The organism is Hominisplanchenecus sp. (assembly GCF_046967715.1).
In the GTDB taxonomy this organism is placed as follows: domain Bacteria; phylum Bacillota; class Clostridia; order Lachnospirales; family Lachnospiraceae; genus Hominisplanchenecus; species Hominisplanchenecus faecis.
Map to the genome: position 1 here is coordinate 1 of NZ_JBKVNQ010000039.1, position 25,563 is coordinate 25,563.

Genomic DNA, 25,563 nt, shown 5'->3' on the forward strand with positions numbered 1-25,563 from the left:
GTACGCACGGTGGTGTGAGAGGACGGCGGTTAGTCACCGCCTCCTACTCGATTGTGAAAGGTTATCATTTTCAGAGATTCGGCAAATACAGGAAGAAAGCGGTATTATCTCGATATTTTCAATATATATAAAACCTATTGACATAATAAGAATTAGGTGGTATAGTAACCAAAAAATGAAAAAAACTTTCAGGAAGAAGCATAGAGATAGATTTTCAAAAAACAGAAAAGGAAAACAGGTATGGACAATAAAGAAAAGAAAAACGAACAAGATATGATCAATACGCAGGTTGAACCGCATAATCACAGAGCGATCATTGGATTCGACAAAAACGGTGTTCCGAAAGTTCTGGTGCCGGTCAGCGGACATACACACAAACATGTAGATGAAAACGGAAACGAGTATGAACATAGCCACGAGGAAGTTTTCACGGAAGATTACATGAAGGCGGTTGCAGCTTATCGCAAAACATTTCCGACAAAGCAGGATGTGCTGGACAATGTGCCGGACCCGGCAGTCAAAGAAATGATGCTGCGTATGGAGCAGCTTGGATATGATACGGCATTTGACCGTTTTGACAAACAACAGCCACAGTGCAGTTTTGGACTGAGCGGTACTTGCTGCCGTATCTGTAACATGGGTCCATGCCGTATCACTCCGAAATCTCCGAGAGGTGTCTGTGGTGCAGATGCAGATCTGATCGTTGCGAGAAATCTGCTTCGCGGTGCGGCAGCCGGTGCAGCACAGCATGGCATGCATGCAAGAGAACTGATCCTGATGCTGAAATGGGCAGCTCAGGGCAAACTGGATATTCCGATCATCGGAGAATACAAAGTCATTGCAATGGCAAAGTCATTTGGCATCAAAACAAAACACAGACAGATCAAAAATATCGCGATTGACCTGGCAGATGCACTTCTTGCAGATTTATCGAGAACAGAGCCGGATGAATACAAAGTGATCACTGCCTGTGCGGCACCGGAGCGTCAGAAAGTATGGAAAGATATGGATATTCTGCCGATCAGTGCTTATCACGAAGTGTTTGAAGCTTACCACAAAACAGGCTGTGCGACGGACGGAGACTGGGAGAGCGTGATGAAACAGTTTCTTCGCTGCGGACTTGCCTTTACATTCAGCGGTGTTGTTTCTACATCGATCGCAACCGATGCACTGCTTGGAGTCGGTGACCGTGTGACTTCCAAGGTAAACGTCGGAGCATTGAAAAAAGGCTATGTAAATATCGCAGTTCACGGACATCTGCCGATTCTGGTAAAAGAGATCGTAAAGGCTGGACAGAGCGAGAAATTTCAGAAACTTGCGAAAGAAAAAGGAGCAAAGGGCATTCAGTTTTACGGCATCTGCTGTTCCGGACTTTCTTCTATGTACCGTTATGAGGGCGTTATCCCACTGTCCAATGCAGTCAGTGCAGAACTGGTGCTTGGAACCGGAGCACTGGATCTTTGGGTAGCAGATGTGCAGGAAGTTTATCCGGCGATCATGGATGTTGCAAAATGTTTCAAGACAACGGTTGTCACGACACACGATTCTGCGAGACTTCCGGGAGCAGAACATATCGGATACGACCATCATCATTCGAATATCGCGGAGACAAAAAAGATTGCAGAACGCATCGTAGAGCGTGCAATCGAAAGTTTTGAGGCACGAAAAGGTGTGCCGGTATTTATTCCGAAATATGAAGTAGAGGCAGAAGTTGGATTTTCCGTAGAATATCTGTGCAAAAAATACGGCAGTCTGGAGCCGATTGCAGATGCAATCCGAGAGGGCAAAATCCTTGGTGTGGTAAATATGGTCGGATGCAACAATCCGAAAGTACTCTACGAAAAAGCGATCCTTGATGTCTGTGATGTACTTCTGAAAAATAACGTTCTGATTATCACAAACGGATGTGCATCCTTCCCGCTGATGAAAATGGGTTATTGTCAGACTTCCGAGTTTGCTTACAGTAAGGCAGGAGAAGGCTTAAGAGAATTTCTCAAACCGGATATGCCTCCGGTATGGCATGTCGGAGAATGTATCGACAACACCAGATCATCCGGAATCTTTGCAGGCATTGCAAATGCATTCGGAAAAGCAATGTACGAAATGCCGTTCGCTTTTGCATCACCGGAGTGGTCAAATGAAAAAGGAATTGATGCGGCACTTGGCTTCCGCCTGAACGGAATCAGTTCTTACCACTGTGTGGAAGCACCGATCCACGGTTCTTCAAAAGTCATCGAATTTTTGAAAGAAGGAACAAAAGAAACGCTGCATTCTTCCATGGTGGTAGATGTGGATCCGGTATCACTCGGTGAGAAAATGGTAGCTGATATGAAAGAAAAACGCAGACAGCTTGGAATCTGATCAAAAATTGCGAAACGATAAAGTACAGAAAAATCCAGATGACATTTTTAAAAAATGCCATGAGCGTTTGATTTAAATAGCTGCCCGAAAACAGACATAGGAGTACTTATGAGAAAATATAAAATCAGAAAAAGCCTGTGCATGCTGCTTGTCCTGACGCTTCTGACAGTTTTGTCCTCAGGATGCGGCAGATCCGAGGCAAAATATACCGCAGACGGAAAGAAGCAGATCATCACGATCGGTTACCTTCCGATCACACATGCACTGGCCGTTTTTGAAGAAAAAGAATTGCTTGATGCAGACGAAAACAGCACTCTGCAGATACAGCTTCAGAAATTCAGTTCCTGGACCGATCTGATGGATGCATTAAATTCCGGAAGGATCAACGGAGCGTCCGTGCTGGCAGAACTTGCGATGGCAGCCGTCAGTAACGGACTGGATCTCAAAGCGGTGGCACTGGGACATAAAGATGGAAATGTGGTGATCGTTTCCAATGACATCACAAAAGTAGAAGATCTGAAAGGCAAAACCTTTGCCATTCCATCTAATCAGTCTTCCCACAATATTTTACTGAACGATATGCTTTCTGATGCGGGAATGTCGATTGACGATGTAAAGGTTGTCCAGCTTGCACCGGCAGAAATGCCGTCTTCCCTGGCAAGCGGTGCAATTGATGGATATTGCGTTGCAGAACCGTTCGGAGCACAGGCTGTGGTGCAGGATTACGGCCATGTGCTTTATGATTCCACACAGCTGTGGCAGAATTCCATCTGCTGTGCCCTCGTTATGAATGGAAGCTTTCTTGAAAAAAACAAGGAAGCCGTTGATAAACTGGTTGCCGGATACGAAGAGGCCGGAAACAGGCTCGACGAAACAACGGCAAAAACACTTGCAGAAGCTTATCTTGGACAGAATGAAAAGACGCTGGAAGTTTCCATGCAGTGGATTCATTATGACAATCTGGAGATCACAAAATCCGATTACGAACAGTTGACAGAACGAATGAAGAAGTACGGAATCAACAAAAATCCACCGTCTTATGAAGACTTTGTATATCAGTCTGAAAGCAGCGAATCTGATTAAAATAGCGTATGGAAAAGAACGGTGCGTCTTGAAATTCGACTTGAAAGAAAAAGCGAGGAAACAATATTATGTGGAAAAAAGGTATCAGAGTTATCGTGTCATTTGTAGTTGTACTTCTGGTATGGCAGATCGCCTGCACAGTGACAAACGCAAATGCAACACTGTTTCCGTCTCCGGTCAAAGTCGGAGAGGAATTTGTTAAATTGTTTACACAGGGACTGGAAGGAAGTACTTCCCACGTTACCTTACCGGGACATATCCGGATCAGCCTGCTACGTTTTGCGACCGGCTATGTACTTGCAGCCGTATCTGCGATCCTGCTGGGACTGATCCTCGGAAGCCTTCCGAAAGTATTTCAGTTTATCAACCCGATCCTTCAGATCATCCGTCCGATCGCACCGGTAGCATTCCTGCCGTTTATCGTATTCTGGTTCGGAATCGGTGATGTGCCTGCGATCGTGATCATCTTTATAGCCGGATTCTTCCCGATTCTGCTCTCCGTTGTGGCGGCGGTACAGCATGTAGATGGAATTTATTATAAAATCGCCAACAGCTTCGGAGTTGGAAAAGTAAAGACATTATTTGGCATTGTATTTCCGGCAATTTTTACACAGATTGCAAATGCACTTCGCCTGGCACTTGGAACATCCTGGATTTTTCTGGTTTCAGGAGAGATGGTAGGTGCACAGTCCGGACTTGGATTTCTGATCATGGACAGCAAAAACTGCATGCGTTTTGATGCACTTCTGGCAACCATGATCACGATCGGAGTGATCGGATTTATCTTAGATGGCTTATTACGTTTCGCAGAAAAAGCGATCAGCACAAAAATTGGATTTGGAGTGTAGAGAAATGTATATAGACGTATCAAATGTGAGCATTTCCTTCGAGGAAAACAAAGAACAGCATACCATTTTAAATGATGTTTCCCTTCAGGTGGAAAAAGGAGAATTTATCTGCCTGCTCGGACCGTCCGGCTGCGGAAAATCCACATTGCTCAATGCGATGGCAGGGTTTTTAAAACCTTCATCCGGAGAGATCAAAATCGACGGACAGACCGTAGAAAAACCGTCCATGAAATATGTCACCATTTTTCAGAATTATGGACTCCTGCCATGGAGAAGCGTGCAGAAAAATGTAGAGCTTGGACTGGAAACAAAGAAACTCGGCAAAGAAGAAAAAAAGAAGATCACAGATCATTACCTGGAAATGGTTGGCTTAAAAGAAGCAGCAAAGAAACGTCCGGCACAGCTTTCCGGCGGTATGCAACAGAGGGTGGCGATCGCCAGAGCACTGGCGGTCGAGCCGGAAATCCTGTTTATGGATGAGCCGTTCGGGGCACTGGATGCGATCACCAGAATGAAACTTCAGAAAGATGTTCTGAAGATCGCACATGAGACAGACAAAACCGTCGTGTTTGTTACACATGATATCGAAGAAGCTATTTTCCTTGCAGACCGCATCGTGATCATGTCAGCCAATCCGGGCAAGATCAAGAGCATCATGAAAGTCACACTGCCGAAAGACAGAGACCGTACATCAGATGATTTCCTGCTGATGCGAGATAAAGTGTATGAGATCTTCCAGATGAAAGAAGAGAGAAATATCGAGTACTTTATCTGATTTCACAAGATTCATTTCTATTGTTTGTGAATAATAAAAAGAGAACATATAAAAATATATTTGACATAAAAGAATAGAAATGCTATTATAAATGCATAAAAGGTGTTGCCGATGACGGTTCGCCTGATTGTTTAATAGTTGGATAACCGCCTATGTTTTGTCAGGACAGAGGGCGGTTATTTTTGCGTCTTGGAGTCATGCTTTCCATGCATATAACCAAGACTGTAAAAAGTCGCACACAGTGAAAATACTGCGATAAGGTCAGAAATGGTAAGCATAAGTAAGACCTCCTTTTCCAAGATTTCTCTGAAAGTGAGAGATAAATCTATGTAATCGGAGCTACAGTCTACTCTCCGCAAGAAGCGAACCGCCATACACACGTCAACGTGTGGCAACACCTGTTTTGTATAATATCATATATTTATTATAAAATCAATAAAAACAAAAAAAGACATTAATAAACAAAAAGAAACATACAAAAACAAAAATAATATATTTGACATAAAAGAATAGAAATGCTATTATAAATGCATAAAAGGTGTTGCCGATGACGGTTCGCCTGATTGTTAAAGGCTTATGATCGCCCTAGTTTCTCAGGCATGGGGCGGTCATTTTTCTATATAGAATCGCAACAATGGAGTGAATAACGATGGTAAAATATTTGATAAAGGACACGACAAGGGAAGAACGTGAGCAGATCGTGGCAGAATCTCTGGGCAATATTGATGCTTCCTGTGACGGATGCAGTTCCGGGATTGTGGAGATGTATCAGGATTATATTGATGGAAAAAAGGAGCTGCGTGAGATTTCGATGGAGTTTAACGCACGCTATATTTCCGGGGAGGAAGCACCGACGGTTCGTTCTTCCTGTCCGATGAGATAACGAAGGAGCGGATGATGGCAAAAGCGGGCGGAAATTTATTAAACACTTATGTTGCGGATTATGTGGTCTTTGATCTGGAGACGACCGGGATTTCGCCTAAGACGGACGAAGTGGTTGAGATTTCTGCAGTGAAGGTGGAGCACGGCAAGGTTACGGATGAGTTCAGTACGCTGGTGAATCCGAAACGAAGGATTCCTTACGGAGCCAGCCGTGTAAATGGCATTACGGATGATATGGTTGCGGAAGCACCGTTTTTTGAACAGGTTCTGGAAGAATTTCTGGAGTTTATTGAAGGATTCGTGTTGGTCGGACATAACATTGCCCGATTTGACATGAATTTTCTTTATCGTGATGTGGAAAAGTATTTTGAACGGTCGCTGCCAAATGATTATATTGATACATTGCAGATGGCGAGAAGGGAGCTTCCGAATCTGGAGCATCACAGGCTGACGGATCTGGCAGAATACTACGGGATTTCGGCAGAAGGGGCACATCGGGCATTAAATGACTGCCGGATGAACCAGCAGGTTTTTGAGAAAATGGGAAATCCTGTATACAAAAAACAGGGCAAAGATAAAGAAAATAACAGAGGAGTCGATTCGGCAAAAACAGAACCGAGTGAACAGGCACAAAACACCGCACCGACAGTCCGGAAACGCAGTACTTTTAAACTGCGTGCGGTGGTGGAGCGGATCACTTACCAGAATCCGGACAACGGCTATACAGTTCTGAAGTGTGCGGTGAAAAATTATCAGGATCTGGTGACGGTGGTCGGCAGTCTTCTGGATGTCAATGTTGGTTCGGTGCTTCTGATCGACGGAAACTGGAAAATGGACAGTCGCTATGGCAGACAGTTTCAGGCAAAGACCTGGGAAGAGACGATGCCGGCGACTGTTTTTGGCATTGAAAAATATTTGGGTTCTGGGCTGATCAAAGGGGTTGGTCCCAAATATGCAAAACGGATCGTGCAGAAGTTCGGAACAGAGACGATCGCTGTGATTGAGACCGATGTCTTCCGGCTGAGGGAAGTGGAGGGAATCGGAGAAAAGCGTATCCGCAAGATTGCAGAGAGCTGGGAAAAGCAAAAAGAAATTAAAAATGTTATGCTGTTTTTGCAGGATCATGGGGTTAGCACTTCCTTTGCAGCAAAGATCTACAAGCAATACGGCAATGAAAGTGTCAATAAGGTCCGGGAAAATCCATTTCGGCTGGCAGATGATATCTGGGGGATCGGCTTTAAAACAGCGGATGGGATTGCACAGAAGCTGGGATTTGGAAAAGAAGCCTTTGTGCGTCTTCGAAGCGGTATTATGTATACATTAAGCAATCTGGCGGATCAGGGACATGTCTATGCAACAAAGGAACAGCTGATCAAAACGGCAGCAGAGCTTCTGGAAGCAGAGGAGGGCTGTGTTGTGATGACGCTGGATCAGATGCTGGCGGATCACGATCTGATCTTACAGAAAGTAGAAATTCCGGAAGAGCAGCGAAAATATGAAATGCCTGCAAACCTTGAACAGCCGGAATGGAAATTGGCAGAATCTCAAATAACCGAAGCTATTTATCTGCCGCCGTTTTATTATGCGGAGACCGGTGTGGCAGGAAAATTAAAAAGGCTGCTGGCAGCTCCGGCGGCGGATCGTCTGTGGACTGCACTGGAGACGGCGAAAGAAAAAACAGGCAATCCGGATTTGTCGATTGATGTGGAAAAGATTCAGGAAAAGGTGCATATGGAGTATGATGAGGTTCAGGCAGATGCGATTCGCAAAGCAGCGGTTTCCAAAGTTATGGTGCTGACCGGAGGACCTGGAACCGGAAAGACAACGACCACACAGGGGATCATTGCAGCATATCGGGCATTCGGACTTAAGATTCTGCTTGCGGCACCGACAGGGCGTGCGGCAAAACGTATGACAGAGGCCACCGGCCTGGAAGCGAAAACAATCCATCGTCTTCTGGAATGTCAGCCTCCGGAAGGATATCTCAAAAACGAAGAAAATCCGCTGGAAGGGGACGTACTGATCGTTGACGAATGTTCGATGATCGATATCGTTTTAATGAATGCACTTTTAAAGGCGATTCCGCAGGGGATGCGTCTGATTTTGGTCGGAGATATCGATCAGCTGCCGTCTGTCGGAGCCGGAAACGTGCTGCGTGATATCATTGATTCCGAAACAGTGCCTGTGATCCGTCTGACCAGGATTTTCCGACAGGCACAGAGCAGCCGTATCATTATGAATGCACATCGGATCAACGAGGGCAAAATGCCGGATATTTCCAATGGGAAGGATACGGACTTCTTTTTTGTGCAGAAAGAAGATCCGCAGGAGGCAGCAGACGAGGTCATGCGTCTGGTGAAAAATAAGCTGTCGCGTTATTATCAGACGCCGCCGTCCCAGATTCAGGTGCTCACGCCGATGCAGAAAGGAATCGTCGGAGCTGCCAATTTAAATACGATTCTTCAGGAGACTCTCAATCCGCAGGGCGAAGGACTGCGAAGAGGCGGTTTTGTATTTCGCGTAAACGATAAAGTGATGCAGATCCGCAACAATTATGACAAAGAAGTGTTTAACGGCGATATCGGGATGATCGATGCGGTGGATGTGGCAGCCCGAAATCTGAAAGTGAATTTCGACGGACGCATCGTAGAGTATGATGTCACAGAACTGGATGAACTGACACTTGCCTATGCAACAACAATCCATAAAGCACAGGGATCGGAATATCCGATCGTCGTGATGCCGGTGCTGATGAATCATTTTGTGATGCTTCAGAGAAATCTGATCTATACAGGAATCACCCGTGCGAAAAAAATCCTCGTACTGGTCGGAACACGCAAGGCACTTTCCTATGCCGTGCGGAATGTGACGGTGACAAAACGAAATACTCTTTTAAAAGAAAGGTTACAGGAAAAGTTTTGAAAAGACGCAGAAAATGTTTAGTACAGGGTATTCTTTTAAGAGGGAAGATGAAGAATGCAGAAAATTTTGATAGTAGATGATTCGGAAATAAACAGAGAGATCCTGGCGGCCATGCTTGAGAAAACATACGAGATCGACATGGCGAAAGACGGTCAGGAAGCGATCGAGATCCTGGAAAAGAAGTGGAAAACGTATCAGATCGTGCTGCTTGATCTGAATATGCCGGTGATGAATGGATATGAAGTTCTGAAGGTCATGGAAGAAAAGCAGTGGCTTGATTCACTGCCGGTTATCTGTATCTCGGCAGAAACATCGGAGGCAAGTATAGGAAAGGCGTACGAACTCGGAGCCACGGATTATTTTACGAGGCCGTTTGACACGGCAGTCGTACTGCGGCGTGTGCACAATACGATTGCACTGTATGCAAAAGCGTCCAGCAGTCTGCACGATGCGATGGAGATGTTATCCGGCATTTTTTATCGTATCATTAAAATCAATCTGAGTACGGATACCTATAGAACACTTAAAAATATTTCCGACGATTTCAGGAGTCCGCTGGATGGCATTAAGAGTATTTCGCAGAGACTGATGCAGTACGGAGAAGAATATGTCCATGAGGAAGATCAGGAAGCTTTTTTGGAATTTTGTGATTCGGAAAATCTGCGTAAAAATTTCTCGGAAGAAGATACAGAGCGTATCAGTATGAGCTATCGCTGTCGGAATGGACAGGAATTTCGCTGGGTTTCCATGGAGATCATCAAGAGTACAGAGTACGCAAAAGATAACGAAGTCGTGGTTCTTTATCTTCGGGATATCAATACAGACTATCTGAAACAGCTGGATATGGTTCTGAGCAGGAGCAAAGGTTTTGTCGGTATGGTGAATGTCAATGTAACAGACGGAACCTGCAAATCCGGAAGCAGTTCTCTGAAAAATCTGGAGCTTCAGGAAGAGGATCGTACACTTGATCAGTATATAAACAGGATCAGCACTTCGATTCCACAGGAGGATGGGCGCAGAAGTTTTACAGAAAATTTCAGCAGAAAGCATATGCTGGATTCTTTCGAAAAAGGTCACACGGTCATTCAGGAAAATTATCCGGTATACAGCACAGAAAACCATCGTCCGCAGCTTTATTGCGTAACAGCAGAGATGGTTCGCAATGCTTTTTTCGGTCAGATAGAGGCTATTCTTTATTTTACCAATATTACGGAGAAGTATCTGGAAGAAAAGATGCCGCAGATCCTGTATCAGAAAAGCTATGAGCGGATTGCGGTGATCGACTTAAAACGCAGGAAGATCGCGATCAGTTCTGCGAAAGTTTTTGATTTTTCAGAGTCTCTGGATCAGGAGCTGGATTATGAACAGTATCTGAAAAAAGCAGTACAGAATTCTGTTCCGGAAGAAGAAAAGGCACAGTTTGAAAATCATACGAGACTTGATAATATAAAAAGAGAACTGGATCTGAAAGGACGTTATTCTTTCAGTACACACCAGATAAACAAAGATGGAGAAAAATGCCTGATTAATTATACTTATCTTTATTTTGATCGGTATTTTGGCATCGTGGCTGTGGCAGTCGAGGATATTACGGAGCTGGCAGGACAGGATGCACTGACAGGCGGATACAACCGACAGGGATTTGTACAGAAGGCAGAACATATCCTGCAGAATGCAAATGAGGATGACAATTATGCGATCCTGTTTTTCAATATTAAGAACTTTAAGGCAGTGAACGAACTTTTTGGAATTGATCTTGGTGATTTTATTCTGCGTGAATTTTATGAAGATCTGAAAAATTCACAGCTTGATCCGGTTGTGATCGCCAGGGCTGAGGCTGACCATTTTGTGTGCCTTGTGAAACGGGAAAATCTGGATGAGGAGTTTCTGCCAAAGCTCTGTACGAAGAAGATTTCCAGCTCCGGAAAGACCATCCGTCTGTTCAGCCGTTGCGGTATTTTCTATGTAAAAGATAAAGAAATGTCCGTAAACATGATGATCGGGCGTGCGAAGCTGGCAAAGGAATATATTGAAGATGAGTATGTTCAGCCATATAAAGTATATGATTCTTCCATGCAGACTGCTTACATAGACAAAGCAGAGATTGCAGGAGAACTTGCAGAAGGCATCGCGAAAGGAGAACTTCAGGTTTATTATCAGCCGGTTGTGGATGTAAAGACCGGACAGATCGCTTCCGCAGAAGCCCTGATCCGCTGGCATCATTCCGAGAAAGGTTTCCTGTCGCCGGGCTTCTTTATACCGGCTCTGGAAGAGAGCGGTCACATCTCCGAACTGGATGATTATGTCATTCATCAGGTCAGCGATTTCCTGATGGACCGTTACCATGCAGGCAAGAATGTGGTTCCGGTTTCGGTCAATTTATCATGGATGGATTTCTATGATGAGAAGATCATGGAAGATATCCTTGATAAATGTAAAAACAATGATCTGGAAGAAAAACTGATCCGTCTGGAAGTTACTGAAACATCCTACGCTGCGATGGGTGAGAGCCGCAACAGTATTCTTGAATCCTTCCGTACAGAAGGTGTCAAGATCATGATGGATGACTTCGGAACCGGTTATTCTTCGTTTGGTATGCTTCAGCAGTACAATTTCGATATTATGAAGATTGACATGAGTTTCATCCGCCAGATCGAGACAAATCCAAAGACGAAAAGTATGTTACGATTCCTGATCGATATGGCACATGAGATGGGCATTCATATCGTTGCAGAAGGCGTTGAGACAGAAGTTCAGGCAGATTTTCTGAAGAAGAGCCACTGTGATTATATCCAGGGATATTATTATTACCGTCCGATCCCACAGGAAGAGTTTCGAAAACTTCTCGATGAGATGTAAAGATTTTTTAACTTGCAATTCAAAAATTGCCATGCTATACTTGAAATGATATTAGGGTCAGAAGACCTTTTGACTCTGGAATCTAATACATGAAGCAGAAATGATTTTCATGCAAATATTTGCCCACCAAGTGATTGGTTAAGCCCATACGGACAGGCGGGGCAGCTGCCGATTGCGGTGAGAGACCGCATTATTGATTTAGTTAAAAGCTAAATTTTATAAGTCTTTTGTTTGGGAATACAGCGTCCCAGAATAAAACATCACTTGTGAAATGGTCAATAAAGAGTAGGATTAGCAAATATTTGCTGGCGAGAGTGCCAACGACAGACTCTGGAAATAGTTTTTGCGGATGTAAGATAAATACATAAAGTAAAGCTATCATAAGACGTTTAAAGACAGGTGAGGATTTCACCTGTTTTTTTTATGCGGATATATTTATCGTATGCTATGATGCCAGGGAGTGCAACGCACAGAACAATCCGTAGGCATTATAGTTGGGGACTTTTGACACCCACATCATGCTATGATTGGAGAAAAAGAATGAATCGAAACAAACAGATGCATGCTCCGGTTTATGAGGCACTGGAGCGTTTAAAAAGAAGAAGAGTTGTGCCGTTTGATGTACCGGGACATAAACGCGGAAGAGGAAATCCGGAACTTGTGGATCTTCTGGGAGAAAAATGTGTCAGCCTGGATGTCAATTCCATGAAGCCGCTGGATAACCTCTGTCATCCTGTTTCTGTGATCAAGGAAGCAGAAGAACTGGCAGCGGAAGCATTTCGTGCGGATCATGCCTTTTTTATGGTTGGCGGAACAACTTCTTCCGTGCAGGGAATGGTGCTTTCCTGCTGCAAGGCAGGTGACAAGATCATTCTGCCGCGAAATGTACATAAAAGCGTGATCAATGCACTGGTATTGTGCGGTGCGGTTCCGGTGTATGTGAATCCGGAAGTGGATACAAAACTGGGGATATCACTCGGAATGCAGGTTTCTGAGGTGGAAAGGGCGATCCGTGAGAATCCGGATGCGGTAGCAGTTCTTGTGAACAATCCGACCTACTATGGGATTTGTTCTGATCTGCGTGCGATCGTTAAGGTGGCACATGAACATAATATGCTGGTGCTGGCGGATGAGGCGCATGGCACGCATCTGTATTTTGGCAGTGATCTTCCGGTCTGTGCCATGGATGCCGGGGCAGATATGGCTTCGGTGTCCATGCATAAATCCGGCGGAAGCCTGACACAGAGTTCTCTGCTTCTTACCGGAAAAAATGTAAACTGGGAATATGTGAGTCAGATTATAAATCTGACACAGACAACAAGTGCTTCCTATCTGCTGATCTCCAGTCTGGATATTTCCAGGAGAAATCTGGCACTGCGCGGACGGGAGTCTTTTGATAAAGTGAGCCGCATGGCAGAATATGCAAGAGAAGAGATCAATTCAATCGGCGGTTTTTATGCTTACGGTAAAGATATGATAAACGGTGGAAGCGTCTATGATTTTGATGTGACAAAACTTTCCGTGTATACAAGAGATATCGGGCTTGCCGGCATTGAGGTTTATGACCTGCTGCGTGATGAGTATGACATCCAGATCGAGCTTGGAGATATCGCAAATATCCTGGCGTATATTTCCATCGGTGACCGTATCCAGGATATCGAGCGGCTGGTGGGGGCACTGGCGGATATCAAGCGGCTTTATGCAAAAGATCCGGAAAAAATGCCGGGAGCCGAGTACATCAGGCCGACCGTTCTGGTATCTCCGCAGACTGCTTTTTATGCAGAAAAGAAAGCAGTTCCGATCCGGGAGACAAAAGGCATGATCTGCAGTGAATTTGTGATGTGCTATCCGCCGGGGATCCCAATCCTTGCACCGGGAGAGCTGATCACGCAGGAGATCATTGATTATATTATTTACGCAAAAGAAAAGGGCTGTTCCATGCAGGGAATGCAGGATACAGAGATAGAATATTTATATGTGCTGAGCGAAAAATAAAAGCAAATGGGAGGGGAAAAGGATGGAGCTTTGGTTTTCAGATTACCAGACAGAAAAAGTAAAAGTTTCGGTAAAAGTCCAGAAACAGCTTTTTGGTCTGCAGACAGAATTTCAACGTATTGATGTGTTTGATTCCGATGAATTTGGCCGTTTTTTAAGTGCAGACGGAAGCATTGTATTTTCAGAAAAAGATGAGTTTATTTATGATGAGATGATCGTTCATGTGCCGATGGCAGTTCATCCATGTGTGAAAAATGTCCTGGTGATCGGCGGCGGGGACGGCGGTGTGGCAAGAGAGCTGAGCCATTATGAAGAAATCGAAAAAATTGATGTGGTCGAGCCGGACCGCGTTTTTGTTGAAGTCTGTAAAGAATTTTTCCCGGACAATGCCTGCGGACTGGCAGATAAAAGAGTCAGTGTTTATTATGAGGACGGACTGAAATTTCTGCGTCTGCGTCATAATGAATATGATCTGATCATAAACGATGCGATTGATCCGCTCGGACATAATGCCGGACTCTTTACCAAAGAATTTTACGGGAACTGTTACCGTGCACTAAAAGAAGACGGCATCATGGTCTATCAGCACGGAAGTCCGTTTTATGATGAAGACGAAGAATCCTGCCGAGTGATGCACCGGAAGGCAAGCCACAGTTTCCCGATCAGCCGTGTCTATCAGGCACACATCCCGACCTGTTCATCCGGGTACTGGCTGTTTGGGTTTGCATCAAAAAAATATCATCCGCTGGAACACCTGAATGCAAAACGCTGGAAAGAGCGGAAGATAGAAACTTGGTACTACACGACCAATCTTCATAAGGGAGCATTTATGCTTCCAAAATATGTAGAAGATATGCTGGAAGAAGAGGAAGGTCGTAAAAAATAAAAAGCAAAAAGAAAAGGAGATTGTACTATGGGAAGATTACTGATCATTGGATGCGGAGGAGTTGCAGGAGTTGCGATCCACAAATGCTGTCAGAACAGCAAAACATTTTCTGAGATCTGTATTGCCAGCAGAACAAAGGCAAAGTGCGATGCACTGAAAGAAAAACTGGAGAATACAACGGAAACAAAAATCACAACAGCACAGGTGGATGCCGATAAGGTGGAAGAACTAATCGCACTGATCCAGTCTTATCAGCCGGATGCTGTTTTAAATGTGGCACTTCCGTACCAGGATCTGACGATCATGGATGCGTGTCTGGCATGCAAGGTGGATTATATTGATACCGCCAATTATGAGCCGGAAGATACCGACGATAAACAGTGGCGTGAAATTTACGAGAAACGCTGCAAAGAGGCCGGATTTACCGCATATTTTGACTATTCCTGGCAGTGGGCTTATCAGGAAAAATTTAAAGAAGCAGGCATCACGGCACTTCTCGGAAGCGGCTTTGATCCGGGTGTCACCAGTGTCTTTACAGCCTATGCACTGAAACATTATTTTGATGAGATCGAGACGATCGATATTCTGGACTGCAACGGAGGAGATCATGGCTATCCGTTTGCCACCAACTTTAACCCGGAGATCAATCTGCGGGAAGTGTCCGCAAACGGTTCTTACTGGGAGAATGGTCACTGGGTAGAGACTGAGCCGATGGAGATCAAAAGAGAATATAATTTCCCACAGGTCGGCGAAAAAGATATGTATCTGCTTCATCATGAAGAAATCGAATCTCTGGCAAAAAATGTTCCGGGCGTAAAACGTATCCGTTTCTTTATGACCTTTGGACAGAGCTATCTGACGCACATGAAATGTCTGGAAAATGTAGGCATGCTTTCCACTTCACCGATTCTGTTTGAAGGAAAAGAGATCGTGCCGATTCAGTTTCTGAAGGCACTGCTTCCGGATCCGGCTTCCCTTGGACCGCGTACCGTCGGAAAAACAAACATTGGCTGTATTTTTACCGGAAAGAAAGACGGAAAAGAAAAGACCATTTATATCTACAATGTATGTGATCATCAGGAGTGTTATAAAGAAGTCGGATCTCAGGCGATTTCCTACACAACCGGAGTGCCGGCGATGATCGGGGCAGCACTTGTTGTGGATAAAGTATGGGACAAAGACGGTGTGTTCAACATCGAAGAATTTGATCCGGATCCGTTTATGGATATGCTGAATCAGTACGGACTGCCGTGGGTTGTGGATGAAAATCCGCAGACTGTAGAATGATGTGGAAAGATCTGCCGACACCGTGCTATGTTGTGGATGAAGGCAAAATCAGAAAAAATCTGGAGATTCTTGCGGATCTTGAGCAGGAGTGCGGCTGTCACATCCTGCTCGCCCAGAAAGCATTTTCCATGTACAGCCTGTATCCGATGATCGGTCAGTATATCAGCGGAACAACAGCGAGCGGACTGTATGAGGCAAGACTTGGATATGAAGAGATGGGAAAAGAAAATCATGTCTTTGCACCGGCATACAAAGAAAAAGATATGGAAGAACTGGTGCAGATCTGCGACCATATCATCTTCAATTCCTTTGCACAGTATGAGAAATATAAAGAAATGTGCCGGGAAAGTGCAAAGGTGAGAAAAGATAAAAAAGCAGTCAGTGTCGGCATCCGCATCAATCCGCAGTGCTCCACGCAGGAAGGGCATGAGATCTATGATCCTTGTGGCTATGCTTCCAGACTTGGTGTGACAGAAGAACAGTTCCGGGAAGATCTGCTGGAGGGTGTGGAAGGACTTCATTTCCACACGCTGTGCGAACAGAATGCAGATGATCTTGTAACGACTTTTCAGGCATTTGAAAAGAAATTCGGGAAATATCTGTACCGGATGAAATGGCTGAATATGGGCGGAGGTCATCATATCACAAGGGAAAATTATCAGATAGAAACTCTGAAAAAACTGATCCGTTATATCAGAGAAACCTATCCGGTGGAAGTTTATCTGGAGCCTGGCGAAGCGATTGCTTTAAATGCCGGTTATCTTGTGACAGAAGTGATGGACATCGTGCACAACGATATGGACATTCTGATCCTCGATGCATCGGCAGCCTGCCATATGCCGGATGTGCTGGAGATGCCGTACCGCCCGCCGCTTGCAAAAGGATTTGAAGCAGGGAAAAAACAGTACACGTATCGCCTCTCTTCGATGACCTGTCTTGCCGGGGATGTGATCGGGGACTACAGTTTTGAGCAGCCGATTCGTATCGGGGATCAGCTGGTCTTTGAAGATATGGCGATCTATTCCATGGTAAAAAACAATACCTTTAACGGAATGCCGCTTCCGGGAATCGCACTTTTAAAAGAAGACGGAAGTGTGGAAATGGTAAGAGAATTTGGCTATAACGATTTTAAAATGCGTCTGTAATTTAAATCGAACGCATATGAGACTTGCAAGCGACAGCACCGTAGATTCTGAAGGAGGATACGATGGAATACAACAGAACAACACCGTCTGCGGACGGATATTATATGCCGGCAGAGTATGAGCCGCATAAAGGCTGCATCATGATCTGGCCGCAGCGGCCGGGTTCCTGGAAAAAGGATGCAAAAGATGCCGAACAGGCTTTTTGTGCAGTTATGGAAGCGATCACAAAAAGTGAGCCGGTGTATCTGGCTGCCGGAAAAAAGGTTCTTGCACGGGCAGAGGCATTTGCCGCACAGCAGAAAGAAAAATATAGAGAAGCCATCGCATGCGGAAGACATTTTCCGGTGACCGTCTTTGAGGCAGAAACGGATGATGCCTGGGCAAGAGATATGGCACCGACGTTTGTAAAAAAGGGAGGCAGCGTTCGGGCAGTAAACTGGTCTTTCAATGCCTGGGGCGGAACGGTGGATGGACTGTATGCATCCTGGAAGCTGGATGATGCGTTTGCCCTAGATTTCGCCAAAAGAGAAGGATATTTCTGCTACGATGCGGCACCTTTTGTGCTGGAGGGCGGTTCCATCCACAGTGATGGGGAAGGGACAGTCATGGTGACGGAAGCCTGTCTGCTCAGCAAAGGCAGGAATCCGCAGCTTTCAAAAGAACAGATTGAGGAGAAACTGAAAGCATATCTGGGTGCGGAGAAAGTGCTCTGGCTGCCAAGGGGCATTTACCTGGATGAGACAAACGAGCATGTAGATAATGTATGTGCTTTTGTCGGTCCGGCTGAGGTGGTGCTGGCGTGGACGGATGATCCGAAAGATCCGCAGTACCCGTTATCACTGGAGACACTTCAGTATCTGGAATTACAGACCGATGCGAAAGGCAGAAAGATCATCGTACATAAACTTCCGATCCCGGATGTGCCGGTCTGCGTTACGCCGGAAGATCTGGAAGGCTATGTGTTTGAAGAAGGAGAAGATACAAGAGAAGTGGGCGAACGCCTTGCGGCATCTTATGTAAACTTCTATTTTTCAAACGGAGCAGTTATCATGCCGGCTTTTGGCGGAAAAAATGCAGAAAGTGATCAGCGGGCAGCAGAGATCTTGCACAGCATATGTCCGCAGAGAGAGATCCTACCGGTGTATGCAGGAGATATTCTCACCGGAGGCGGAAACATCCACTGTATTACGCAGCAGATACCACAGGGAAAGGCAGAAAAGGAATGAGAAAAGTAAAAACAGCGGCGATCCAGATGCAGTGCAGCACAGAGCTGCAGGAAAATCTGGAAAAAGCAGAAAAGAAAATCAGAGAAGCGGCAGCAGAAGGAGCAAATATTATTTTGCTGCCGGAACTTTTTGAACGGGAATATTTCTGTCAGCAGAGACGGTATGATTTTTATCATTATGCAAAACCGGCAGAAGAAAACGAAGCAGTACAGATGGGAGTGCGTCTGGCAAAAGAACTTGGAGTCGTGCTTCCGATCAGCTTTTATGAAAAAGAAGTCAACAATCTTTACAATTCAATCGCATGTATCGATGCGGACGGAACGATTCTTGGGATTTATCGTAAAACACATATTCCGGATGACCACTATTATCAGGAAAAATTTTATTTTACGCCGGGCGATACTGGATTTCGCATCTTTGAGACCAGATATGGAAAGATCGGCATCGGAATCTGCTGGGATCAGTGGTTTCCGGAGAGTGCCAGATGCATGGCACTTCAGGGTGCAGAACTTCTGTTTTATCCGACTGCTATCGGTTCGGAGCCAATTCTGGAATGTGACAGCATGCCGCACTGGAGGCGTTGTATGCAGGGCCATGCGGCAGCCAATCTGATGCCGGTGATCGCAGCAAACCGTATTGGAAAAGAGGTGGTAGAGCCGGATACGGAAAATGGAGGTCAGAAGTCTGCACTGACTTTTTATGGTTCTTCCTTCCTGACCGATGAAACAGGCGAACTGAAAAAAACAGCTTCCAGAGATCAGGAAGAGATCCTGATCGGAGAATACGATCTGGATGAGCTGGCAACAAAGCGTCTTGAATGGGGACTGTTCCGTGACCGCAGACCGGAAATGTACAGGATCATTGCAGGACAAAAATAGAAGAAAGAAGACAGATTTGTTGCTTAACATATACAGAAGAGGAGTTTTCTCCAACTAAGATAAGATTTACGAGGGGTGAGCAGATGAAATTTTTTCATTTATCCGATCTGCATATCGGACTGAAACTGATCGAACGCGATCTGCGGGAAGACCAGGAATATATTTTTGAACAGATCATCCGGCTGGCAAAAGAGCAGCAGCCGGATGCGATGGTGATCGCAGGGGATATTTATGACAAAGCTGTTCCGTCTGCGGAGGCAGTGGAGATTTTTGACAGCTTTATGAAAAATCTTTCCGAAGAAATGCCGCAGATGCCGGTGATGATCATCAGCGGCAATCATGACAGTGCCGCCAGGCTGAACTGTTTTCGCAGTATTTTGTCCAGGCAGAATGTCTATATGATTGGCACGCCGCCGACTACAGAAGAGGAATATATCGAAAAAGTGACACTGCAGGATGCTTATGGTGATCTGCATTTTTATCTGCTTCCGTTTGTGAAACCGTCGATGGTAAGAGAGATCGTGGGAACGCGGGAGGACGGAACACAGCATTCCTACGACGAGGCACTGCATCTTCTGATCGAAAGAGAAAATATCGATACAAAGGAGCGAAATGTGCTGGTCAGCCATCAGTTTTATCTTCCGTCCGGCCGACAGGCAGAGGATGTAGAGCGCATGGATTCCGAGATCCGCACGGTCGGAAATATCGATGAGATCTCAGCAGATGTGCTGGAAGTGTTTGATTATGCGGCACTTGGACATATCCACAAACCGATGAAAGTGGGAAGCGAATATTATTGTTACTGCGGAACACCGCTTGCCTGTTCGGTCAGTGAAGCCGGACAGAAAAAAGGCATTGTGATGGTGACGATGAAAGAAAAAGGAAATATTTCCACGGAAGTGCTTCCGCTTCCGCCGCTTCGTCAGGTGCGTGTGATAAAGGGAGAATTTCAGGAGGTGCTTTCGCAGGCATGCGAAGATTATGTCACGGTCGTGCTCACAGACAAAGAAGATCTCGATGTGATCGACCTCAAAGACCGTCTGCGAAATGCATTTCCATATCTGCTTGAGATCCGCAGAGAGAGGGAGCGGAGAGCAGAGTACAAAAGACAGAGCAGAAAGATTGAAGAACTGGACCCGTTTGAACTTTGCTGTTCGTTTCTCGGGGAACATATGGATGAGGAAGAACGTGAGATGCTGCTGGATGTGATCAGCAGTGTACAGGGGGTGAAATAAGATGCGGCCGTTAAAACTTGTGATGCAGGCGTTTGGTTCCTATGGAAACCGAACCGAGATTGATTTTGAAAAACCGGATCAGAATTTATTCCTGATCACCGGAAATACCGGCTCCGGAAAAACAACGATTTTTGATGCGATTGTGTTTGCTCTCTACGGAGAAGCCAGCTCCAATGCAAATAAGAAAAACGGTGCGGAACTTCAGAGTCAGTTTGTGGAGATCGGAACGGAGCCGTTTGTCTCCCTGACTTTTTCTGAGAAAAACGGAACTGAGATCGATTTTTATACCGTGAAACGCATTCCGCGTCATGTACGTCCGCTGAAACGCGGCAGCGGCGAAAAAATGGTCAGTGAGGAAGTTTCACTTACCATGCCGGACGGCAGCGAATATCCGGCAAAAGAGACGGATGCGAAACTGATGGAGATTGTCGGACTGACAAAAGAGCAGTTTATGCAGGTTGCGATGATCGCTCAGGGAGAATTCATGGAACTTCTGCGTGCAAAATCAGATGATAAAAAAATGATCTTCCGCAAGCTGTTTCACACCGGTCTGTACGAGGAGATCAAAAATGAATTTGCCGTACGCAAAAAAGAAAAACAGGCAGAGATCGATCAGATCCGCATGCGGTGTATTGCCGAGATCAGCCGCACAGAACTTCCGGAAGGTCTGGAACAGACGGCATTTTTAAAAGAAAAGAAAAAAGAACTGGAAAAATCAAAAGATTTTTCGGTAACGGTCCTGGAGCAGTTTCTGGAGAAACTGGAACTTCTGTGCGAGGAGCTTTCGAAGCGGACGAAAGAAGCAAAAAAGATCGTGCAAAAGAGAAGTCAGGAACGTGATCATGCAAGGGATGCCGCTGCGAAAGCTTCTCAGCTTCTGAAATCTTTTGTACAGCTGGAAGATGCAGAAAAGACCTTGCAGAGCTTAAAAGAGCAGGAAGAAGCGATCACAAAACAGCAGGAACTGGCGGTTCGGGTCGAAGACGCCTGGGAGTTACAGGCAGTTTATCAGCGGTTTTTGGACTGCAAGAAAATGCTGGAAAAATTGAGATCAGACCTTCAGGAACAGACAGAACAGCTTCCGAACCTTATGGAAGATACAAAACTCTGTATACAGAATACAAAAGATGCAAAACATCAGCAGGAAGAAGAAGTTGCGGCTTTTACCAAAGTGGAAGAAAAAGTGAAAAAAGCCATGGAAGTCTTTACAAAAATGGAAGCTGCCGGGCAGGATGTGATTCAAAAAGAAAAAGCGGTCCAAAACGCAGAAGAAAAAGAGCGAGCACTCAAAGCAAAAAAAGAGCAACTTGAAAAACAGCAGGAAGTGTGGCGGGAACGCTCACAGCAGCTTGCACAGTCGGAGAAAAATCTTGCTTTATGGCAGGCAAAACAGAAAGATTTCGGCTTGCTGGAAACGGAATTTTCCAGAGCAGAACAAACGGAGAAAGAATACAAAACACAAAAGCAGACGACAGAAAAAAGACGTCTTGCCTATCGGGCGGCCAGCCTGGAATTTGAAGAAAAAAATGCCGTTTACGAGCAGAAACGAAAGATCTTTTTAAATGCTCAGGCAGGTTTTCTGGCACAGGAGTTAAAGGAGGGGTGCCCGTGTCCGGTCTGCGGTTCCACGGAGCATCCTTCTCCGTGTAAGCTTGAAAAAGAACACCAGAATCTGACAAAAGAGATGATCGAGGAGCTGGCCCTTCAGGCAGAACAGCTGCGGGGAAAACAGGAACAGGCAGCAGCGGCGGCAGAAGCCGCAGGGAGCCTTCTGGAAGAAAAACAGAAAAATGCCGGGGAAAGTTTTGAACATCTCCGCAGCAGGGCAAATGAAGTTCTGGATTTAGAAGAAATACGTGCAGACTTTCTGGAGCAGATGAAAGGTGAATTTTTACACCAGAGTAAAAAAATGGAAGCAGAAGGCAGACAGCTTCAAAAAGAAGTGAACGAGTATCAGATGCTTCTTTCTGCCCTTACAAAAGCAGAAAAGCAGAAAGAGCAATTTCAGGAGAAACTTGAGCAGTCCGCAAAAGAAACAGCAGATGCCAAAACCGCTCTGGAGCGAAGCCGTGTGATGCTGGAGAGCCTGGAAGGATCAAAAGATTACCAGAATCAGCAGGAAGCACAGGCGGCGTATGCAAAAGCAGATACCGCCAAAAAGGAAAAAGATGTACTTGTCATGCGGGCAGAGGAGAGACTGCAAAAAGCACAGGAACAGGAAAACCGGGCACAGACCTTAATTGCAAAGTATAAAAAAGAAATCCCTCAGCAGATGGAAGAGCAAAAGATCCGACAGCAGGCTTACCGGAAATTCTGGAAGAAAACATTTCCGGAAACGCCTGATGGAACTGATCGGAACTTACACCAAAACGCAGGTACAGAAATGGAAACAGGATGCACAGAACCACGGCAGACAGAAAGCGGCAGCCGAAAGCCTGATAAATTCTGCCAGGGCAGCGATCGGTGAACAGCCAAAACCAGTCCTGGAAGAACTGGAAAAAACCAGTGAAGCAGCAGAAGCGGCATGGAAAGAAAGTCAGCGTGTTCTGGAACAATGGCAGGAAATCTGGCGGATCGATCAGAAAGTCTGCCAGGCATTAAAACCGCAGATGGAAGAACGTAGTGAAGTGATGCATCAGTATGAAAAAATAAACGGACTGTATCAGCTTCTGTCCGGAAACAGGAAAAACTCCAGAATGGATATCGAAACATATGTACAAAGGCATTATCTGGAGCAGATCCTGGAAGCGGCAAACCAGAGATTTCAGGACATGTCCGCAGGACAGTTTGAACTGCGGATGTGCGATATTGACAAAGCCGGAACAGGCAAAAACAGAGGTCTGGATCTGATGGTTTATTCTGCTGTGACCGGAAAAGTCCGTGAAGTGCGAACGCTCTCCGGTGGCGAGTCCTTTATGGCGGCACTTTCCCTGGCACTTGGCATGGCAGATCAGATCCAGGAAAGTTCCGCAGCGATCAACCTTGATATGATGTTCATCGACGAAGGCTTTGGATCACTGGATGAACATTCCAGAGATCAGGCAGTAAAAGTCCTCCAGAACATGGCAGAAGGCGAGAAACTGATCGGTATTATTTCGCATGTGACGGAACTGAAGCAGGAGATCGAAGATCAGCTGATCGTGACCAAAGACGATCAGGGAAGCCATACCCGCTGGCAGATCAGTTAAGCGTGTTGTTGAGCAGTTTTTCAAGAAGAACCGTTAAAGTTTCCTGTTCCTCAGCAGTAAGCCCAAAAGTCAGACGATTCATACTGTCAAGCAGATATTGCAGTAAAGTTGGGTAAATAGAAAGATAATGATATAATAGTGGAAAAAGCAACTAAATTATAATTACAGGGGGACAGGAAATGTCAAAGAAAAAGACAGAAACAACAGTTGTTGACAAACGCCCGACAATGGCTGAATGGCCGGTTCGAATCTGGGCGATGGAAGAAATACCGGAAATTTTTGAGCTGGAAGCAAGAAAGTCCATGAAAGGAACTTTTAATCAGTACCATATGGTATATTCGCCGATTCGCCGCACAGCACCGGATTCCTTTGAATATATGTTTGGGTATGGCAAAGAGGAAATTTTTTATCTCCGAAATGAGAATAATAAAGTTTGCAGGACGGTTCTGAAGTACAGTCAGATCGAGGAGATTTACACACAGAGAGAATTGCTCAATGCAAAGATTATCGTGAAATATAAAGCAGATTTACAGGACAGGGAACTGGAAACACTGGAATTTCCTTACATTCCATCGGTATATTATCTTTATGATCCGTTTCTGAACCGGATGCTTGGTCTGGATCAGGAATTTGTGCCTGCACTTGCAGAGCAGGAACATCCACGTCCGGAAAAACTGTACAAAGAAAGCCCGGTCATGTACAATTATGTGCTGGCAGCTTACCGACTGGGAGACTGTATCGGGGATTATAAATATACCTCAGAACAGCACCGCCACAAGTGGATGCCGTGGAAAAAGGTACTGGAAGAGTGGCTGGAAGTTCCGATGAGCAGAGGAACTTTTACACTGCACAGCCTGGAATATCTGACCGAGTGCGGTTATCTGGAACTGAGGAATAAAAATGCAGCGGTACAGCTCAAGAAACAGTGAAAAGAATTGTGCAGGAACCTCACGGTTTCAGGCTTTTGCTCCTGGCATTATAATTAATTATAAGGAAAAGACAAATATGAATAAAAAATTAGAAGCATTACAGGAATATTTAAAAGAACTCGGAAGCGTAGCAATCGCATTTTCGAGCGGTGTGGATTCCACCTTTCTTCTGAAAGTGGCACACGATGTGCTGGGAGATCAGGTGATCGCAGTGACGGCACAGTCCTGCTCTTTTCCGAAACGTGAGCTGGAAGAAGCGAAAGCATTCTGCAAAAAAGAAGGCATCAAACATATTATCTGCGAGTCAGAAGAATTACAGATCGAAGGATTTTCCCATAATCCAAAGAACCGCTGTTATCTTTGCAAACATGAACTGTTTGAAAAAATCGGAAATATTGCAAAGGAAAACAATATCAAATATGTTGCAGAAGGTTCCAATATGGATGACAACGGCGATTATCGCCCGGGGCTGCAGGCAGTGGCAGAACTTCATGTAAAAAGTCCGCTTCGTCACGTAGAGCTGACAAAACAGGAGATCCGTGATCTTTCAAAAGAAATGGGACTTCCGACCTGGGACAAACAGTCCTTTGCCTGCCTTTCCTCACGTTTCGTTTACGGAGAAGAGATCACAGAGAGCAAACTTTCCATGGTAGACCAGGCAGAACAGCTGCTTCTGGACATGGGGTTCCATCAGCTGCGTGTCCGCATTCACGGACAGATGGCAAGGATCGAAGTGATGCCGTCCGAATTTTTGAAACTGATGGAAGATGCAAACAGAGAAAAGATTGTTTCTGAATTCAAGAAAATCGGTTTCAGCTATGTGACCCTGGATCTTCAGGGATACCGCATGGGAAGCATGAACGAAACGATCAAAACAGATTAAAATTGACCGAGCTCTTTAGAGCGAGAGATGCTTCTTGTCCGAAGAGCAAGAAGATGGGCATTAAGAAAACTTATATGTAAAATAGAACGCCATGATGATTCGAAAACAATCTCCTGACACGCTGCATTTCCTGTTCGGTTCGCTCGCCTGTTAGCCGCCCTTCGCCTAAACTCGCCTCTTC

At 45.3% G+C, this 25,563-nt stretch carries 18 protein-coding genes; all 18 read left to right on the plus strand.

Features of this window, described 5'->3' with window-relative positions; translation table 11 throughout:
* Positions 1-240 precede the first annotated feature (240 nt).
* The 18 genes from cooS (at position 241) to larE (ending at position 25,382) form a co-directional block, all read left to right on the plus strand.
* Positions 241-2,361 carry an anaerobic carbon-monoxide dehydrogenase catalytic subunit gene (gene cooS / locus ACLTL4_RS07170; RefSeq protein WP_022118251.1) on the plus strand — a complete coding sequence of 707 codons (2,121 nt, stop codon included), beginning with the start codon at positions 241-243 and terminating at the stop codon, positions 2,359-2,361.
* Positions 2,362-2,469: 108 nt separating this feature from the next.
* Entirely contained in the window at positions 2,470-3,444 is a 975-nt protein-coding gene (locus tag ACLTL4_RS07175) for an ABC transporter substrate-binding protein (protein WP_412291262.1), read from the plus strand.
* A 68-nt stretch (positions 3,445-3,512) separates the two neighbouring features.
* The gene (locus ACLTL4_RS07180; RefSeq protein WP_147632084.1) at positions 3,513-4,292 is read left to right on the plus strand and encodes an ABC transporter permease; all 780 of its coding nucleotides are present in this window, start codon (positions 3,513-3,515) and stop codon (positions 4,290-4,292) included.
* 4 nt (positions 4,293-4,296) lie between these two features.
* Positions 4,297-5,067 (plus strand): ABC transporter ATP-binding protein, encoded by a 771-nt coding sequence (locus ACLTL4_RS07185; RefSeq protein ID WP_248834649.1) that lies wholly within the window; start codon positions 4,297-4,299, stop codon positions 5,065-5,067.
* Positions 5,068-5,716: 649 nt separating this feature from the next.
* Positions 5,717-5,950, plus strand: a complete 234-nt coding sequence (locus ACLTL4_RS07190) for a purine biosynthesis protein PurH (RefSeq protein WP_215660429.1) — start codon at positions 5,717-5,719, stop codon at positions 5,948-5,950.
* Between the two features lie 11 nt (positions 5,951-5,961).
* On the plus strand, positions 5,962-8,871 hold the full coding sequence (locus ACLTL4_RS07195; protein WP_412291263.1) for an ATP-dependent RecD-like DNA helicase: 2,910 nt from the start codon (positions 5,962-5,964) through the stop codon (positions 8,869-8,871).
* A gap of 54 nt (positions 8,872-8,925) precedes the next feature.
* The gene (locus tag ACLTL4_RS07200) at positions 8,926-11,730 is read left to right on the plus strand and encodes an EAL domain-containing protein (RefSeq protein WP_412291264.1); all 2,805 of its coding nucleotides are present in this window, start codon (positions 8,926-8,928) and stop codon (positions 11,728-11,730) included.
* Positions 11,731-12,270: 540 nt separating this feature from the next.
* Positions 12,271-13,725 carry an aminotransferase class I/II-fold pyridoxal phosphate-dependent enzyme gene (locus ACLTL4_RS07205; protein ID WP_412291265.1) on the plus strand — a complete coding sequence of 485 codons (1,455 nt, stop codon included), beginning with the start codon at positions 12,271-12,273 and terminating at the stop codon, positions 13,723-13,725.
* A gap of 22 nt (positions 13,726-13,747) precedes the next feature.
* Complete coding sequence (gene speE, locus ACLTL4_RS07210) at positions 13,748-14,611, plus strand: polyamine aminopropyltransferase (protein ID WP_022119838.1); 864 nt, start codon at positions 13,748-13,750, stop codon at positions 14,609-14,611.
* A 27-nt stretch (positions 14,612-14,638) separates the two neighbouring features.
* On the plus strand, positions 14,639-15,898 hold the full coding sequence (locus ACLTL4_RS07215; protein WP_147632089.1) for a saccharopine dehydrogenase family protein: 1,260 nt from the start codon (positions 14,639-14,641) through the stop codon (positions 15,896-15,898).
* Positions 15,895-17,043: a carboxynorspermidine decarboxylase gene (nspC, locus tag ACLTL4_RS07220; RefSeq protein WP_412320361.1), complete on the plus strand. Its 1,149-nt coding sequence runs from the start codon at positions 15,895-15,897 to the stop codon at positions 17,041-17,043. The genes ACLTL4_RS07215 and nspC overlap by 4 nt, the downstream gene beginning before the upstream one ends.
* Before the next feature lie 62 nt (positions 17,044-17,105).
* The gene (gene aguA / locus ACLTL4_RS07225) at positions 17,106-18,269 is read left to right on the plus strand and encodes an agmatine deiminase (protein ID WP_147632091.1); all 1,164 of its coding nucleotides are present in this window, start codon (positions 17,106-17,108) and stop codon (positions 18,267-18,269) included.
* Positions 18,266-19,147, plus strand: coding sequence for an N-carbamoylputrescine amidase (gene aguB, locus ACLTL4_RS07230; RefSeq protein ID WP_147632092.1), 882 nt, complete (start codon positions 18,266-18,268; stop codon positions 19,145-19,147). Before aguA ends, aguB begins: the two co-directional genes overlap by 4 nt.
* A gap of 83 nt (positions 19,148-19,230) precedes the next feature.
* On the plus strand, positions 19,231-20,382 hold the full coding sequence (locus tag ACLTL4_RS07235; RefSeq protein WP_173896370.1) for an exonuclease SbcCD subunit D: 1,152 nt from the start codon (positions 19,231-19,233) through the stop codon (positions 20,380-20,382).
* A gap of 1 nt (position 20,383) precedes the next feature.
* On the plus strand, positions 20,384-22,849 hold the full coding sequence (locus tag ACLTL4_RS07240) for an AAA family ATPase (protein ID WP_412320362.1): 2,466 nt from the start codon (positions 20,384-20,386) through the stop codon (positions 22,847-22,849).
* Positions 22,731-23,570: an SbcC/MukB-like Walker B domain-containing protein gene (locus ACLTL4_RS07245; protein ID WP_412320363.1), complete on the plus strand. Its 840-nt coding sequence runs from the start codon at positions 22,731-22,733 to the stop codon at positions 23,568-23,570. The genes ACLTL4_RS07240 and ACLTL4_RS07245 overlap by 119 nt, the downstream gene beginning before the upstream one ends.
* A 179-nt stretch (positions 23,571-23,749) precedes the next feature.
* Positions 23,750-24,499, plus strand: a complete 750-nt coding sequence (locus ACLTL4_RS07250) for a hypothetical protein (RefSeq protein ID WP_412291269.1) — start codon at positions 23,750-23,752, stop codon at positions 24,497-24,499.
* A 76-nt stretch (positions 24,500-24,575) separates the two neighbouring features.
* Entirely contained in the window at positions 24,576-25,382 is an 807-nt protein-coding gene (gene larE / locus ACLTL4_RS07255) for an ATP-dependent sacrificial sulfur transferase LarE (protein ID WP_022119830.1), read from the plus strand.
* The last annotated feature ends 181 nt before the right edge of the window (positions 25,383-25,563 follow it).